The following is a 14733-nucleotide window of genomic DNA, read 5'->3' as shown; positions in this document are numbered from 1 at the left end:
CTATCCTAACCGTTCCGGCCGCCGAACGGCATGCTTTCGACGGCGCGGAAGATTCTGAAACAGCGTCACGGGGTGAAATAAATTTCCCGGCGCTTTATAGTGGCCGACCTCCGTTTCATCAAGTAGCCGAGCCCCATGTCCGAGCCACGCAAGATCCTCGTCACCAGCGCCCTGCCCTATGCCAATGGTTCCATCCATCTTGGCCATATGCTTGAGTACATCCAGACCGATATGTGGGTGCGCTTCCAGAAGCATCGCGGCAATCAATGCATTTATGTCTGCGCGGACGACGCCCACGGTTCGGCCATCATGTTGCGCGCCGAAAAGGAAGGCATCACCCCGGAACAACTGATCGCCAATGTAAAGGCTGAACACAGCGCCGACTTTGCCGAGTTCCTGGTGGATTTCGACAACTTCCACTCGACCCACTCCGAAGAAAACCGCGAGTTGTCGAGCCAGATCTACAAGCGCCTGCGTGACGCCGGGCACATTGCCACACGCTCGATCACGCAGTATTTCGACCCGGACAAGAAAATGTTCCTGGCCGACCGCTTCATCAAGGGCACCTGCCCGAAATGCGGCACTGAAGACCAGTACGGCGACAACTGCGAGAAGTGCGGTGCCACCTACGCGCCGACTGACCTGAAGAATCCGAAATCGGCCATCTCCGGTGCCACCCCGGTGCTCAAGGATTCCCAGCATTTCTTCTTCAAGCTCCCGGATTTCCAGCAAATGCTGCAAACCTGGACGCGCAGCGGCACCCTGCAGGACGCCGTGGCCAACAAGATCGCCGAGTGGCTGGATGCCGGCCTGCAGCAGTGGGATATCTCCCGCGATGCACCGTACTTCGGCTTCGAGATCCCGGACGAGCCGGGCAAGTACTTCTATGTGTGGCTGGACGCGCCGATCGGCTACATGGCCAGCTTCAAGAACCTGTGCGACCGCACGCCGGAGCTGGACTTCGACGCGTTCTGGGCCAAAGACTCCACCGCCGAGTTGTACCACTTCATCGGCAAGGACATCGTCAATTTCCACGCCCTGTTCTGGCCAGCGATGCTCGAAGGCTCGGGCTACCGCAAGCCAACCGGTATCGCCGTACACGGCTACCTGACGGTCAACGGCCAGAAAATGTCCAAGTCCCGTGGCACCTTTATCAAGGCGCGCACCTACCTGGACCACCTGTCGCCGGAATACCTGCGCTATTACTACGCCTCCAAGCTGGGCCGTGGCGTCGACGACCTTGACCTGAACCTGGAAGACTTCGTGCAGAAGGTCAACTCGGACCTGGTCGGCAAAGTCGTCAACATCGCCAGCCGTTGCGCCGGGTTTATCCACAAGGGCAACGCCGGTGTACTGGTGGCGGAGAATGCCGCACCAGAACTGACCGACGCCTTCCTGGCGGCTGCGCCAAGCATCGCCGACGCCTATGAAGCCCGCGACTTCGCCCGTGCCATGCGCGAGATCATGGGCCTGGCCGACCGCGCCAACGCCTGGATTGCCGACAAGGCGCCGTGGTCGCTGAACAAGCAGGAAGGCAAGGAAGCTGAAGTCCAGGCAATCTGCGCCACCGGCGTCAACCTGTTCCGCCAGCTGGTGATCTTCCTCAAGCCGGTACTGCCATTGCTGGCCGCCGACGCCGAGGCGTTCCTCAATGTGGCGCCGTTGACCTGGAACGATCACGCGACCTTGCTCAGCAATCATCAATTGAACGCGTTCAAGCCGCTGATGACCCGTATCGACCCGGTGAAAGTCCAGGCCATGACTGACGCTTCGAAAGAAGACCTGGTTGCCAGCCAGACCGACACCGGTCAATCCGCACCTGCGGGTAATGGCGAACTGGCCAAGGACCCGATTTCCGCGGAAATCGATTTCGACGCCTTTGCCGCCGTGGACTTGCGTGTGGCGCTGATTATCAAGGCTGAAGCCGTGGAAGGTGCCGACAAGCTGCTGCGCCTGACACTGGATATCGGTGACGAACAGCGCAATGTGTTCTCCGGGATCAAGAGCGCTTATCCGGACCCGTCCAAGCTCGATGGCCGCCTGACCATGATGATCGCCAACCTCAAGCCACGGAAAATGAAGTTTGGTATCTCCGAAGGCATGGTGATGGCGGCTGGCCCTGGCGGCGACGAAATCTACCTGCTGAGCCCGGACAGCGGCGCAAAGCCGGGTCAACGCATCAAGTAAATCCTGCAAAATGCCCCGCCGTTCCAACGACGGGGCTTTTCAGCTTGCCCACCTCACAGGGCCGGGCGTCAACGCTATGATCAAAGCATGAACCTCATTCAACGTATCGACGCGCTGCTACCGCAGACTCAATGCGGCAAGTGCGGGCACCCGGGCTGTAAGCCTTACGCCGAGGGCATCGCTAAAGGCGAGGCAATCAACAAGTGCCCGCCGGGTGGGCAGGAAACCATCGCAGGGCTCGCGCACTTGCTGCGCGTACCGGTGCTCGACCTGGATACCAGCCGCGGAGAAGCGCCGGCACAGCTCGCCTATATCCGCGAAGCCGAATGCATCGGTTGTACTAAATGCATTCAGGCTTGCCCAGTGGATGCCATTGTCGGTGCTGCCAAGTTGATGCATACGGTGATAATCGACGAGTGCACAGGGTGCGATCTGTGTGTCGCCCCCTGCCCGGTCGACTGCATTGAGATGCGCCCACTGGTCAGCGTGGTGCCAATAGTGGGTGGCCTGGCGGCCAACGATCTCGAGCGCCATGAACGCCGCCTCAAGCGTGATCGGGCACGGCTGCGCTATGAACAGCGCAACGCACGACTGCAACGGGAAGAAGAGCACAAGCTCGCAGAACGCCTGGCGCGGGCCAAGCGCTCGACGCCGATGGACGTAACCCCTGTAGATAACCATCAGGTTGTTCAGGATGCCGCGATCAAGAAAGCCAAAATCACTGTCGCGATGAGCCGCGCTCAGTTGCACAAATCCTTGAAGGCATTTGGTCACCCTCCGACCTTTGAACAGCAGTCGCGACTGATCGTCCTGCAACAACAATTCGAAGCCGCGGAGCAGGCACTGGCCACGCTTGAAGTGGGCAGCCCGCCAGCGACATCAACCCCCAAGGACCCAGAACTCAAGCGCGCCAAGATCCAGCTAGCGATGCGTCGCGCCGAGTTGAAAAGGGCGCAGGAGCAGAGCGCTGATACGCAACAACTGGCTACGTTGAGTGCCGCGCTGACCGCCGCCGAGCAAAACCTGCATGAGGCCGAAGCTGCCTCCGAGCAGCCTGCGCCCGTTTGGCAGCGTTTGGAAAAGCGCCCTATCGACAGCCAACTGCGCCAGTTGAAAACCGCTTTAGCCTACGCCCGTGCCGATTTCAGCAAGTTACAACGCCAACCGGGCACCCATGCAGATGAGTTGAACGCAGCGCAACGCAAACTGGACGAGGCACAGCGTCAGGTAGAAGCCCATATGCCACGCTCCGAATGAGCCGGGCCTTGCTACGCGACATGGCCGCCTCCACATTGATACCTGCCGGGTTTATCCTGCCCCGGTTATTGCTCGCAAGGCTCCAGGCCCGAATCCTTTTTTCCAAATGACGTAGACCACCCGCAAGGAACCGCTCTGCCCATGAACGCCGCAAAACGCCTGGAAATTTTCCGCAGGTTTCACGAAGACAATCCTGAACCCAAAACCGAACTGGCCTACTCCTCGCCGTTCGAGTTGCTGATCGCGGTGATCCTATCGGCCCAATCCACAGACGTTGGCGTCAACAAGGCCACGGCCAAGTTGTACCCCGTGGCCAATACACCCGCTGCGATTCATGCCCTGGGTGTGGAGGGCTTGTCCGAATACATCAAGACCATTGGCCTGTACAACAGCAAGGCCAAGAACGTGATCGAGACGTGCCGCCTGCTGATGGAGTTGCATGGTGGTGAGGTGCCGCAAACCCGCGAAGCCCTTGAGGCGTTACCCGGCGTGGGCCGAAAAACCGCTAACGTGGTACTCAATACGGCATTCCGACAGTTGACCATGGCGGTGGATACGCACATTTTCCGGGTGAGCAACCGAACCGGTATCGCCCGCGGCAAAAACGTGGTTGAGGTGGAAAAGCAATTGATGAAGTTCGTACCCAAGCCGTATTTGCTCGACTCCCATCACTGGCTGATCCTGCACGGACGCTACGTTTGCCAGGCCCGCAAGCCGCGGTGCGGCAGCTGTCGGATCGAAGACCTGTGTGAATACAAGGACAAGACGTCCGACGATTGAGCGACCATTGGTTTTATCCATCTGTCGATTGAAAAAATCTTTTTTACCCTTTCGCGGATTATCGCTATAAGGAGCCCCAACGGCAGTCTTAGCCCGGAGTTAACCTTATGAGCACTGGCAAAGAACAACTGGAAGTGGAAGACGACCTCGTTGAGTCGGATGACGATGGGCCAGAGGCGCCTGTGGCAGAGGTGGCCAAGACCAATTTGAGCAAACGCCGCACTATCGACAATCTTCTGGAAGAGCGACGCTTGCAAAAACAGCTGGCCGATTACGACTTCGATCTCTGATCGATGCGTTAATGACCGGAAGCCTCCCTGACGGAGGCTTTTTTCTGCCGGTTACACGGGTGTTGGTGCGGTACAAAGCCCTCCTAGACCAGACCGTTGCGCTGGGCCAGTTCGATCAGGTCCACAAGGGAGCGGGCATTGAGCTTGAGTAGCAGGCGAGTCTTGTAGGTACTGACGGTTTTATTGCTGAGGAACATACCGTCGGCAATCTCCTTGTTGGTTTTGCCGCGGGCCAGCTGTTGCAGCACCATCATCTCTCGCCCCGAAAGGCGCTCGACCATGTCGGCTTCACTGGCGTTGCCCATGGTTGAGCGCACCGAATTAAGCGCCTGGTTCGGGAAGTAGCTATAGCCGGACAGCACCGCCTTGATGGCACTCAGCAGTTCTGTGAGATCCTGCTGCTTGCACACATAGCCGGCCGCCCCCGCCTGCATGCAGCGCATGGAAAAATGGCCGGGAGCCTGGGACGTCAGAACCAGCACCTTGAACGATACAGCCTGCTTGGTTGAAGCCAACCGGCAAATAACTTCCAGGCCATCGAGCTTGGGAATTCCGATATCCAGTATGACAATGTCCGGCATATGTTCCCGTGCAAGTTGCAACGCATCGACACCGTTATCAGTCTCGGCAACGACCTCATAACCATGACGCTCCATTAGCATGCGCACAGCAAGACGAATGACGGGATGATCATCCACGATCAGCACTTTATTCATGAGAAAGTCCAATTTCGCTGTTCGAATTATTTAGAGCAAGCACAATAGCCTAGTCGATTACTAGTTGGCATAGCATTCCCCCCCGAGCAACAGCAGGCAGAGACCCAACCCACAAGAAGATAGGAATTAACCTACAAAAAATCGCCAACTTATGGGTGTGTGGCTTTACGCTTCCTTTCAGACCTTTCTCGACGCATACATATTTTGAGTGAAATATCCTGGGTATGAGCCACGAAAGGTAAACGTGCCGCACATGACTTTCAGGAAATGCCCCTTGCTTCTGATCATGACGCACGCAAAGTGGCGCGCACGGGCCCTTTAGGTTAGTTCCATTTAACATTTTTACACACACTCAAAGTTCCTACAGAAAATTCAACAATTCACATACCACTTGCACTTACATGAGTGAATTTTCTGTCAGAAATAGTTCCTCATCAGATGTAAAAAATCATTCATCCCTGAAAATAAAGGCAACAACAGAAATCCCCCTCTCAAGTTACGGAAAACTTACACATGCTAAACGCCATTAAACATTGACACCTAGTTAACGCTCGCCCACCAATATCCAGGCAAAAAAAATGGCCCCTTGAGCAAGAGGCCATTTTCACAACGCATCTAATAGTCAGAACAACGAGCGGCCCTTGTTGGCAGCAATACGCATGCGCAGCGCATTCAACTTGATAAAGCCGGCCGCGTCCGCCTGGTTGTAGGCCCCGCCGTCTTCTTCGAAGGTGGCGATATTAGAGTCGAACAGTGACTCATCGGACTTGCGGCCGGTGACGATCACGTTGCCCTTGTACAGCTTCAGGCGCACCACACCGTTCACGTGAGCCTGGGAGGCGTCGATCATCTGTTGCAGCATCAGGCGCTCAGGGCTCCACCAGTAACCGGTGTAGATCAAGCTAGCGTACTTGGGCATCAGCTCGTCTTTGAGGTGGGCGACCTCGCGGTCCAGGGTGATGGATTCGATAGCGCGGTGGGCGCGCAGCATGATGGTGCCGCCCGGGGTTTCGTAGCAGCCACGGGACTTCATGCCCACATAGCGGTTCTCGACGATGTCGAGACGGCCGATACCGTGCTGGCCACCGATCCGGTTCAGGGTCGCCAATACGGTGGCCGGGGTCATTTCAACGCCGTCCAGCGCGACGATATCGCCGTTGCGGTAGGTCAGTTCCAGGTATTGCGGCTTGTCAGGAGCGTTCTCCGGGGAGACGGTCCATTTCCACATGTCCTCTTCGTGCTCGGTCCAGGTGTCTTCCAGCACGCCACCTTCATAGGAGATGTGCAGCAGGTTGGCGTCCATCGAGTACGGCGACTTCTTCTTGCCATGGCGCTCGATCGGGATCCCGTGCTTTTCAGCGTAATCCATCAGCTTTTCACGGGACAGCAGGTCCCACTCACGCCAAGGGGCAATCACTTTTACACCGGGTTTGAGTGCGTAGGCACCCAGTTCGAAACGTACCTGGTCGTTGCCCTTGCCGGTGGCACCATGGGAAATGGCGTCGGCGCCGGTTTCGTTGGCGATTTCGATCAGGCGCTTGGCGATCAGCGGGCGTGCGATGGAGGTACCCAGCAGGTACTCACCTTCGTAGACAGTGTTGGCGCGAAACATCGGGAAAACGAAATCGCGGACGAACTCTTCGCGCAGGTCATCAATGTAGATCTCTTTCACGCCCATGGCTTGCGCCTTGGCACGTGCAGGTTCGACCTCTTCGCCCTGACCCAGGTCAGCGGTGAAGGTCACCACTTCACAGTTATAAGTATCCTGCAGCCACTTGAGGATCACCGAAGTGTCCAGGCCGCCGGAATACGCGAGAACGACCTTGTTTACGTCGGCCATGCCATCACTCCACGGGGTTGTACGGAAAGGCGTCGATTCTACCGATCAAAACCGTGAAATTACAGGGGCGCGACAGCAAATGAAGATAAAGCGACAGATTATGTCGAGTGGGCGACCGATGGTCGCACCTATGACGTGGCTGCTGGGTTATTCGGCGCGGTGGCCTGGGGGGCCGGTTTCTCGGGGGCAGCCACTCGCTCAAGTTGAATATTCACACGACGATTGCGGGCGCGATTGACGGCATTGGTGTTGGGCGCCAGGGGGTAGCTTTCCCCATGGAAGCGCAGAGTGATCTGCGACTCCTGGAGCCCATTGGCCTTGAAGTAGTCCATCACCGCTAGCCCACGACGGCGCGAAATATCGCGGTTGGTCAAGCGGTTGCCGCTGTTGTCGGAATGGCCATTCAACTCGATGTGATTGACGGTAGGGTCGGCTTTCATGAATGCGAGAATCACGTCCAGCTTCTTTTTGGCCGCCGCATCCAACTCGATGCCACCACCTGGAAAACCGACTTCTGTCTGTTTGACCTGGTCATAATTCATTGGCAGCAGCTTGGTGGTGCACAACTGATAGTCGTTATAGGCCTTGTTGAACTTGACTGGCAGCAAGCGAATTTCCGAGTAACCGCCTTCGCGCCCGTAATGCCGCACGGTCGGGCTGCGCCCTTCGAGCAATCCGGTGAACAGACGCCCGGCCTGGGCCTGAGAGCTATTGAACAAGACATCACCACTGCCGACGCGCACCGCGCCAAGGTTGATATCAGCACGGCCCGGCTGCCAAGGTGCGGCGGCAGCCAACAAGGTCGCCGAACCCACGCCCAGCGAGCCGTTATAGGCTTTCAGGCGAAACGTCGCCTGCTCGCCGGCGCGGCGCACGAACTCACCCGAACCGAAATCGGCGATCGGCTGGGTCAGGCGGCACTCGAACTGGTCGCCCTCTACCTTCCACTCAATATTCTCCAGGCGCGTCTGGAACGTGAGAGCCATCGCAGGCAGGCTGGCGAACACACTGAGCAGGGCTAGATAATGCTGGCGCACGGGAGGCTCCACTGGTTTCTACAACACTTCAAAGCGTCATACATCGTTAAGGCATACCCGGGGATATCGGTCGCATCCGGCAAAACTTGATAGCGAGTGCCTGCAAGAGTCTTTTCCGGTAGCATTCCCACCAGATTGACCCGCCTGGAATCCCCAATGTCCGACCGCCTGACCCTGCTGCGTCCCGACGACTGGCATATTCATCTTCGCGATGGTGCTGCGTTACCCCAAACCGTGGCCGATGTGGCGCGCACGTTTGGCCGTGCCATCATCATGCCTAACCTGGTACCTCCGGTTCGCAATGCCGCAGAAGCCGACGCCTATCGCCAGCGCATCCTCGCTGCACGACCGGCAGGCAGCCGCTTCGAACCGCTGATGGTGCTCTACTTGACCGACCGCACCCAGCCTGAAGAAATTCGCCAGGCCAAGGCCAGCGGTTTCGTGCATGCCGCCAAGCTGTACCCGGCGGGCGCGACCACCAACTCCGACTCCGGCGTGACCAGTATCGACAAGATCCTGCCGGCGATCGAAGCCATGGCCGACATCGGCATGCCGCTGCTGATCCACGGTGAAGTTACCCGTGGCGATGTGGATGTGTTCGATCGTGAGAAGATCTTCATCGACGAGCATATGCGCCGCCTGGTCGAGCTGTTCCCGACGCTCAAGGTGGTGTTCGAACACATCACCACCGCTGATGCCGTGCAGTTCGTCACCGAGGCCTCGGCCAACGTGGGCGCGACCATCACCGCGCATCACCTGCTCTACAACCGTAACCACATGCTGGTGGGCGGGATCCGGCCGCACTTCTATTGCCTGCCGATCCTCAAGCGCAACACCCACCAGGTGGCGCTGCTGGATGCCGCCACCAGCGGTAATCCGAAGTTCTTCCTCGGCACCGACTCGGCACCCCACGCCCAGCATGCCAAGGAAGCTGCATGCGGCTGTGCCGGCTGCTACACGGCGTTCGCCGCCATCGAGTTGTATGCCGAGGCATTCGAACAGCGCAACGCCCTGGACAAACTCGAAGGCTTTGCCAGCCTCAATGGCCCGCGTTTCTACGGCCTGCCGGCAAATACCGACCGCATTACCCTGGTTCGTGAAGATTGGACCGCCCCTGCCAGCCTGCCGTTTGGCGAGCTGACTGTTATCCCGCTGCGCGCCGGTGAAACACTGCGCTGGCGCCTGCTGGAGGAAAGCAAGTGAGTGAAGACCATTACGACGACGAACAAGAGCACAGTGGCGGCGGCTCGCGCCACCCGATGGCCGAACGCTTTCGCGGTTATCTGCCGGTTGTCATCGACGTAGAAACCGGTGGTTTCAACTGCGCCACCGACGCCTTGCTGGAAATCGCCGCGACCACCATCGGCATGGACGAACAGGGTTTCGTGTTCCCGGAACACACCCACTTCTTCCGTGTCGAGCCGTTCGAAGGCGCCAATATCGAAGCCGCTGCCCTGGAGTTCACCGGGATCAAGCTCGACCATCCGCTGCGCATGGCCGTCAGTGAAGAAGCGGCGTTGACCGATATCTTCCGTGGCGTGCGCAAGGCATTGAAGGCCAATGGCTGCAAACGCGCGATCCTGGTCGGCCATAACAGCAGTTTCGACCTGGGTTTCCTGAATGCCGCCGTGGCGCGATTGGACATGAAGCGCAACCCGTTTCACCCGTTCTCCAGCTTCGACACCGCGACCCTTGCCGGCCTGGCCTACGGTCAGACGGTACTGGCCAAAGCCTGCCAGGCAGCCGGTATCGACTTCGACGGTCGTGAGGCCCACTCGGCCCGCTACGACACCGAGAAGACTGCCGATCTGTTTTGCGGCATCGTCAATCGCTGGAAACAGATGGGTGGCTGGGAAGACTTCAACGACTGAGGTTTAGGGGGCGTTCTCAATTAGTTTCCCCCCCGCGCCGGGTCTGCTGCTGTGCAGGGCAAGGCGCGAGAAGCGTGGTTTGGTCATTCCAAATAAGCTTCGAGCAACGCAGCCCTGCACAGCAGCAGGCCCGGCCCTTCGGGTTGTGCCTTAAAGCGGGCCATGCTGCGTTGCAGGCCTTGGAAAGGGAACAACCATTCCCAGCGGCCTGCGCCTTGCCTGGCCCGCTTTAAGGCGACAACGCGGGGGGGAAACTAATTGAGAACGCCCCCCTACTCCCACGCATAAAAAAACCGGCCTTCTCAGGCCGGTTTTTTTTGCCTCAACCCTGGCTTACAGCTTGCCAGCGTTCTCGGTCAGGTAAGCCGCTACACCTTCTGGCGAAGCATTCATGCCTTTGTCGCCTTTTTTCCAGTTGGCAGGGCAGACTTCACCGTGCTCTTCGTGGAATTGCAGGGCGTCGACCAGACGGATCAGCTCTTCCATGTTACGGCCCAGCGGCAGGTCGTTGATGATCTGCGAGCGAACAACGCCCTTATCGTCGATCAGGAACGCACCACGGAATGCCACGCCGCCTTCGGACTCAACGTCGTACGCCTTGGCGATGTCGTGCTTCATGTCGGCAGCCATGGTGTATTTGACTTTGCCGATGCCGCCATCATTGATGGCAGTGTTACGCCAGGCGTTGTGGGTGAAATGGGAGTCGATGGAAACAGCAACCACTTCAACGTTGCGCGCCTTGAAATCGTCCATGCGGTGGTCCAGGGCGATCAGCTCCGAAGGGCAGACGAAGGTGAAGTCCAGCGGGTAGAAGAACACCAGGCCGTATTTGCCTTTGATGGCTTCAGACAGTTTGAAGCTGTCAACGATTTCGCCATTGCCGAGGACGGCTGGAACGTCGAAATCCGGGGCTTGTTTGCCGACGAGTACGCTCATTGGATATCTCCTGATGTGAGGGGTGAAGATTGAAGTAAAAGGACCGGTCGAGCCTGCCTGTAAAAGCTGACAGAAACATGACGCAATCACGCTTCGTGAAGACCGACCATCATACACCGAAAAAACCGTTCGTCAGCGCACGGGGAATACGTGCCAAATTGCTGATGAAACTATTTTGACAATCATTCTCGTTAACATTAAGATCCATCGCACTTAAGCCTTAAACCCGCGACGGTTCTCCCTTATGTATGTCTGCCTCTGCACTGGCGTCACCGACGGACAAATCCGCGAAGCAATCTACGAAGGTTGCTGCAGCTACAAAGAAGTGCGTGAAACCACCGGCGTTGCCAGCCAGTGTGGCAAGTGTGCCTGCCTCGCCAAGCAAGTGGTACGGGAAACCCTGACGCAGTTGCAAACAGCCCAGGCCGCGCTCCCCTACTCAGCAGAATTTACACACGCCTAAATCGGCGCGTTTTAAAGAACCGGACCCAGTGTCCGGTTTTTTTATGCCCGCAATTCAATTAGTTAGCGCCAAGACGCGGAACACAAACATTCTTATTCCGATTAATTTTCATTTATTATTCAATAACTTAGGTTTGACACTAGGAATTTCACCGCTCAGACTCCGCCCTATACACAGCTATTACAGGGCAGGACCCCAGTCATGAAAGGCGACATCTCAGTCATCCAGCAACTCAACAAAATCCTTGCCAATGAACTGGTCGCGATCAATCAGTACTTTCTGCATGCGCGCATGTACGACGATTGGGGCCTGGAAAAGCTTGGCAAGCGTGAATACAAAGAATCGATCAAGGCCATGAAGGACGCCGACGCACTGATCAAGCGGATCCTGTTCCTGGAAGGCCTGCCGAACGTGCAGGACTTGGGCAAGCTGAACATCGGTGAGCACACCCAGGAAATGATCAGCAGCGACTTGGGCTTTGAGCGCAAGAGCCACAGCGACCTCAAGGCCGCCATTGCCCACTGCGAAACCAAGGGTGACTTCGGCAGCCGTGAACTGCTGGAAGATATCCTGGAAGACCAGGAAGAGCATATCGACTGGCTTGAAACCCAACTGGGCCTGATCGACAAGGTCAGCCTGGAGAATTACCTGCAGTCGCAGATGGGTGAATAACCCTTAGCGCGCATGTACAAAAAAACCCCGCTCTCATATGAGAAGCGGGGCTTTTTCTTGCAAACGAATCAAGCTTCAGTCTTGGCTGCCGCTTTTTCCGCTGCATCTTTGATCAACGCTTGCAACGAACCATCAGCTGCCATTTCAGTGATGATGTCGCTACCGCCAACCAGCTCGCCGGCTACCCACAGCTGCGGGAAAGTCGGCCAATTGGCGTACTTAGGCAGGTTGGCGCGAATTTCCGGGTTTTGCAGGATATCCACGTAAGCGAATTTCTCGCCACATTGCATGATGGCCTGGGACGCCTTTGCGGAGAAACCGCACTGAGGAGCGTTAGGGGCGCCCTTCATGTAAAGCAGAATGGTGTTGTTGGCAATCTGCTCTTTGATCGTTTCGATGATATCCATGGAACACCTCGGCTGGAACTTTGCGACTCACAGGTCGGCACGGTGGCGCATTGTAACGCAAAATTCCAGCGCAGTACTCAGGCGCCTTAGGCAGCCGCTACCCGCACCGGTACGCCATTCAACGCCGCGTTGCCGGATAGCTCATCCAACTGCCGCTCGTCGGTCAAATCATTAGCGCTCGCACCTGGCTGGTGGCTGGCAATCGTCATCTGTACACCCGGACGGCCATGGCCCCAACCGTGGGGCAGGCTGACCACGCCGCGCATCATGTCCAGGCTGGCCAGCACTTCCACCTCGATCATGCCAATGCGTGAACTCACCCGCACCCGCTGGCCGTCGCTTAGCTGCCGGCTGGCGAGGTCATCAGGGTGCATCAGCAACTGATGGCGTGGCTTGCCTTTCACCAGCCGGTGATAGTTATGCATCCAGGAATTATTGCTGCGCACATGGCGACGGCCAATCAGCAGCAGTTCGTCGGCCTCCGGCTCCGGCTGCGCGGCGAAGCGCACCAGATCAGCCAGGATCACCGCCGGGGCAGACTGCACTTTGCCATCCGTAGTTTTCAAACGCGCCGCGAGGTTAGCCTTGAGCGGGCCCAGATCAACACCATGAGGATGATCCGCCAACATCGATACCGACAGTTTATGCCTGGATGCATCACCGTAGGCGCCCGCACGCAGCCCGAAGTCGATCATCTGCGCTGGCGGCAGCGTAGGCTTGAGCACCACGCCGGTCTGCGCAGCAAATGCCTTGGCCAGGCCCACAAAGATCTCCCAGTCATGCAAGGCGCCCTCTGGCTTAGGCAGGATCGCGTGATTGAAGCGGGTGACATTGCGCACCGCGAACAGGTTGAAGGTGGTGTCGTAGTGATCGTTTTCCAACGCTGAGGTGGAGGGCAGGATCAGGTCGGCGTAACGCGTTGTCTCGTTGATGTAGAGGTCGATGCTGACCATGAACTCCAGCCCGTCCAGGGCTTGCTCCAACTGACGACCGTTAGGCGTCGAGAGCACCGGGTTGCCGGCCACCGTGACCAGGGCGCGGATCTGCCCCTCTCCCTCGGTAAGCATTTCTTCCGCCAGGGCCGACACCGGCAACTCTCCTGCGTACTCCGGGCGCCCGGACACGCGGCTCTGCCAACGGTTGAAATGGCCGCCACTGGTGGAAGCCACCAGGTCTACTGCCGGGCTGGTGCACAGCGCGCCGCCTACACGGTCCAGATTGCCAGTCACCAGGTTGATCAGTTGCACCAGCCAATGGCATAGCGTTCCGAACGCTTGGGTCGAGACGCCCATACGGCCATAGCATACGGCTTTGTCAGCGCCAGCAAAGTCCCTGGCCAACTGGCGAATCTGTTCTGCCGGCACCGCACATTGGCGGCTCATGGCCTCGGCGCTGAATCCGGCAATTGCCCGGCGCACGTCTTCCAGCCCTTCGACCGGCAGATGGCTATCGCGGGTCAGCCCTTCAGCAAATAAGGTGTTGAGCACCCCGAACAGCAACGCCGCATCGCCGCCAGGGCGCACGAACAGATGCTGGTCTGCAATGGCTGCAGTTTCGCTACGCCGAGGGTCGACCACCACGACTTTACCGCCCCGCGCCTGGATGGCCTTGAGGCGTTTTTCAACATCGGGCACGGTCATGATGCTGCCGTTGGAGGCCAACGGGTTGCCGCCGAGGATCAACATGAAGTCGGTGTGGTCGATGTCCGGGATGGGCAGCAGCAGGCCATGGCCGTACATAAGGTGGCTTGTGAGGTGATGGGGCAGTTGGTCTACCGAGGTCGCGGAAAAGCGATTGCGCGTCTTCAACAGCCCTAGGAAGTAGTTGCTGTGGGTCATCAACCCATAGTTGTGCACGCTGGGGTTGCCTTGATACACCGCCACCGCATTCTGCCCATGCCGGGCCTGGATGCCCGCCAGCCGCTCGGCCACCATCGTAAAAGCCTCATCCCATGCAATCGGCTGCCATTCACTGCCCACCCGCAGCATCGGCTGGTGCAGCCGGTCTGGATCATTCTGGATATCCTGCAAGGCCACTGCCTTGGGGCAGATGTGCCCGCGACTGAAGCTGTCCAGGGGGTCGCCCTTGATCGAGGTGATTGCCAGACTACCGTCTTCGGCTTGGGTGGTTTCCAGGGTCAGGCCGCAGATGGCTTCGCACAGGTGGCAGGCACGGTGATGGAGAGTCTTGGTCATGGCCAGTCTCTTTATAAGGGCTTTGAAACAACTATGGGTCGCCGCGATCCGAGCCGCCAGTAACCTTCGCGCTGTGAATCAG

Annotated in this window: 14 protein-coding genes; 8 read left to right on the top strand and 6 right to left on the bottom strand. The window is 58.0% G+C overall.

The annotated features are described in order from the left end of the window. Positions 1-135 precede the first annotated feature (135 nt). The 4 genes from metG to JFT66_RS10720 all read left to right on the top strand — a co-directional run bounded on the left by metG (position 136) and on the right by JFT66_RS10720 (position 4514). Complete coding sequence (metG, locus tag JFT66_RS10735; RefSeq protein ID WP_034118353.1) at positions 136-2187, top strand: methionine--tRNA ligase; 2052 nt, start codon at positions 136-138, stop codon at positions 2185-2187. 87 nt (positions 2188-2274) lie between these two features. Further along, positions 2275-3444, top strand: coding sequence for an electron transport complex subunit RsxB (rsxB, locus tag JFT66_RS10730; RefSeq protein WP_198859243.1), 1170 nt, complete (start codon positions 2275-2277; stop codon positions 3442-3444). A gap of 141 nt (positions 3445-3585) precedes the next feature. Beyond that, the gene (gene nth / locus JFT66_RS10725; RefSeq protein WP_034118351.1) at positions 3586-4224 is read left to right on the top strand and encodes an endonuclease III; all 639 of its coding nucleotides are present in this window, start codon (positions 3586-3588) and stop codon (positions 4222-4224) included. 107 nt (positions 4225-4331) lie between these two features. Beyond that, positions 4332-4514 (top strand): PA3496 family putative envelope integrity protein, encoded by a 183-nt coding sequence (locus JFT66_RS10720; protein WP_153839779.1) that lies wholly within the window; start codon positions 4332-4334, stop codon positions 4512-4514. 83 nt (positions 4515-4597) lie between these two features. Here JFT66_RS10720 and JFT66_RS10715 read toward each other — a convergent pair whose 3' ends face one another. From JFT66_RS10715 to JFT66_RS10705, 3 genes are all read right to left on the bottom strand, one after another. Further along, the gene (locus JFT66_RS10715; RefSeq protein ID WP_003188986.1) at positions 4598-5230 is read right to left on the bottom strand and encodes a response regulator transcription factor; all 633 of its coding nucleotides are present in this window, start codon (positions 5228-5230) and stop codon (positions 4598-4600) included. 622 nt (positions 5231-5852) lie between these two features. Then, positions 5853-7070 (bottom strand): argininosuccinate synthase, encoded by a 1218-nt coding sequence (locus tag JFT66_RS10710; protein ID WP_034118348.1) that lies wholly within the window; start codon positions 7068-7070, stop codon positions 5853-5855. Positions 7071-7198: 128 nt separating this feature from the next. Continuing rightward, entirely contained in the window at positions 7199-8107 is a 909-nt protein-coding gene (locus JFT66_RS10705; RefSeq protein WP_198859242.1) for a flagellar protein MotY, read from the bottom strand. 156 nt (positions 8108-8263) lie between these two features. Here JFT66_RS10705 and pyrC point away from each other — a divergent pair, with 156 nt between their 5' ends. After that, positions 8264-9310, top strand: coding sequence for a dihydroorotase (pyrC, locus tag JFT66_RS10700; protein WP_034118346.1), 1047 nt, complete (start codon positions 8264-8266; stop codon positions 9308-9310). Next, complete coding sequence (rnt, locus tag JFT66_RS10695) at positions 9307-9978, top strand: ribonuclease T (protein ID WP_005785271.1); 672 nt, start codon at positions 9307-9309, stop codon at positions 9976-9978. The genes pyrC and rnt overlap by 4 nt, the downstream gene beginning before the upstream one ends. A 333-nt stretch (positions 9979-10311) precedes the next feature. Here rnt and JFT66_RS10690 read toward each other — a convergent pair whose 3' ends face one another. Beyond that, a complete protein-coding gene (locus JFT66_RS10690; protein WP_003172097.1) occupies positions 10312-10914 on the bottom strand; it encodes a peroxiredoxin in 603 nt (200 codons plus the stop codon). A 244-nt stretch (positions 10915-11158) separates the two neighbouring features. Here JFT66_RS10690 and JFT66_RS10685 point away from each other — a divergent pair, with 244 nt between their 5' ends. Together JFT66_RS10685 and bfr are read left to right on the top strand one after the other, a co-directional pair. Beyond that, the gene (locus JFT66_RS10685) at positions 11159-11377 is read left to right on the top strand and encodes a bacterioferritin-associated ferredoxin (RefSeq protein ID WP_010564137.1); all 219 of its coding nucleotides are present in this window, start codon (positions 11159-11161) and stop codon (positions 11375-11377) included. A gap of 201 nt (positions 11378-11578) precedes the next feature. Then, the gene (bfr, locus tag JFT66_RS10680) at positions 11579-12049 is read left to right on the top strand and encodes a bacterioferritin (protein ID WP_012722487.1); all 471 of its coding nucleotides are present in this window, start codon (positions 11579-11581) and stop codon (positions 12047-12049) included. A 68-nt stretch (positions 12050-12117) separates the two neighbouring features. Here bfr and grxD read toward each other — a convergent pair whose 3' ends face one another. Together grxD and JFT66_RS10670 are read right to left on the bottom strand one after the other, a co-directional pair. Next, positions 12118-12456 (bottom strand): Grx4 family monothiol glutaredoxin, encoded by a 339-nt coding sequence (grxD, locus tag JFT66_RS10675; protein ID WP_034118308.1) that lies wholly within the window; start codon positions 12454-12456, stop codon positions 12118-12120. An 86-nt stretch (positions 12457-12542) separates the two neighbouring features. Then, positions 12543-14651: a molybdopterin oxidoreductase family protein gene (locus tag JFT66_RS10670; RefSeq protein WP_198859241.1), complete on the bottom strand. Its 2109-nt coding sequence runs from the start codon at positions 14649-14651 to the stop codon at positions 12543-12545. Positions 14652-14733 lie beyond the last annotated feature (82 nt).

This window comes from Pseudomonas sp. MF6755 (assembly GCF_016405635.1).
In the GTDB taxonomy this organism is placed as follows: Bacteria; Pseudomonadota; Gammaproteobacteria; order Pseudomonadales; family Pseudomonadaceae; genus Aquipseudomonas; species Aquipseudomonas haemolytica.
The sequence above is the reverse complement of the archived record's forward strand: the minus strand, read 5'-3'. Positions and strand labels throughout refer to the sequence as shown.

What these genes read in the sequence shown, in the direction of transcription:
- metG (WP_034118353.1), top strand. Translation starts at nt 136, where the DNA reads ATGTCCGAGCCACGCAAGATCCTCGTCACCAGCGCCCTGCCCTATGCC.
- rsxB (WP_198859243.1), top strand. Translation starts at nt 2,275, where the DNA reads ATGAACCTCATTCAACGTATCGACGCGCTGCTACCGCAGACTCAATGC.
- nth (WP_034118351.1), top strand. Translation starts at nt 3,586, where the DNA reads ATGAACGCCGCAAAACGCCTGGAAATTTTCCGCAGGTTTCACGAAGAC.
- JFT66_RS10720 (WP_153839779.1), top strand. Translation starts at nt 4,332, where the DNA reads ATGAGCACTGGCAAAGAACAACTGGAAGTGGAAGACGACCTCGTTGAG.
- JFT66_RS10715 (WP_003188986.1), bottom strand. Translation starts at nt 5,230, where the DNA reads ATGAATAAAGTGCTGATCGTGGATGATCATCCCGTCATTCGTCTTGCT.
- JFT66_RS10710 (WP_034118348.1), bottom strand. Translation starts at nt 7,070, where the DNA reads ATGGCCGACGTAAACAAGGTCGTTCTCGCGTATTCCGGCGGCCTGGAC.
- pyrC (WP_034118346.1), top strand. Translation starts at nt 8,264, where the DNA reads ATGTCCGACCGCCTGACCCTGCTGCGTCCCGACGACTGGCATATTCAT.
- JFT66_RS10690 (WP_003172097.1), bottom strand. Translation starts at nt 10,914, where the DNA reads ATGAGCGTACTCGTCGGCAAACAAGCCCCGGATTTCGACGTTCCAGCC.
- JFT66_RS10685 (WP_010564137.1), top strand. Translation starts at nt 11,159, where the DNA reads ATGTATGTCTGCCTCTGCACTGGCGTCACCGACGGACAAATCCGCGAA.
- bfr (WP_012722487.1), top strand. Translation starts at nt 11,579, where the DNA reads ATGAAAGGCGACATCTCAGTCATCCAGCAACTCAACAAAATCCTTGCC.
- grxD (WP_034118308.1), bottom strand. Translation starts at nt 12,456, where the DNA reads ATGGATATCATCGAAACGATCAAAGAGCAGATTGCCAACAACACCATT.
- JFT66_RS10670 (WP_198859241.1), bottom strand. Translation starts at nt 14,651, where the DNA reads ATGACCAAGACTCTCCATCACCGTGCCTGCCACCTGTGCGAAGCCATC.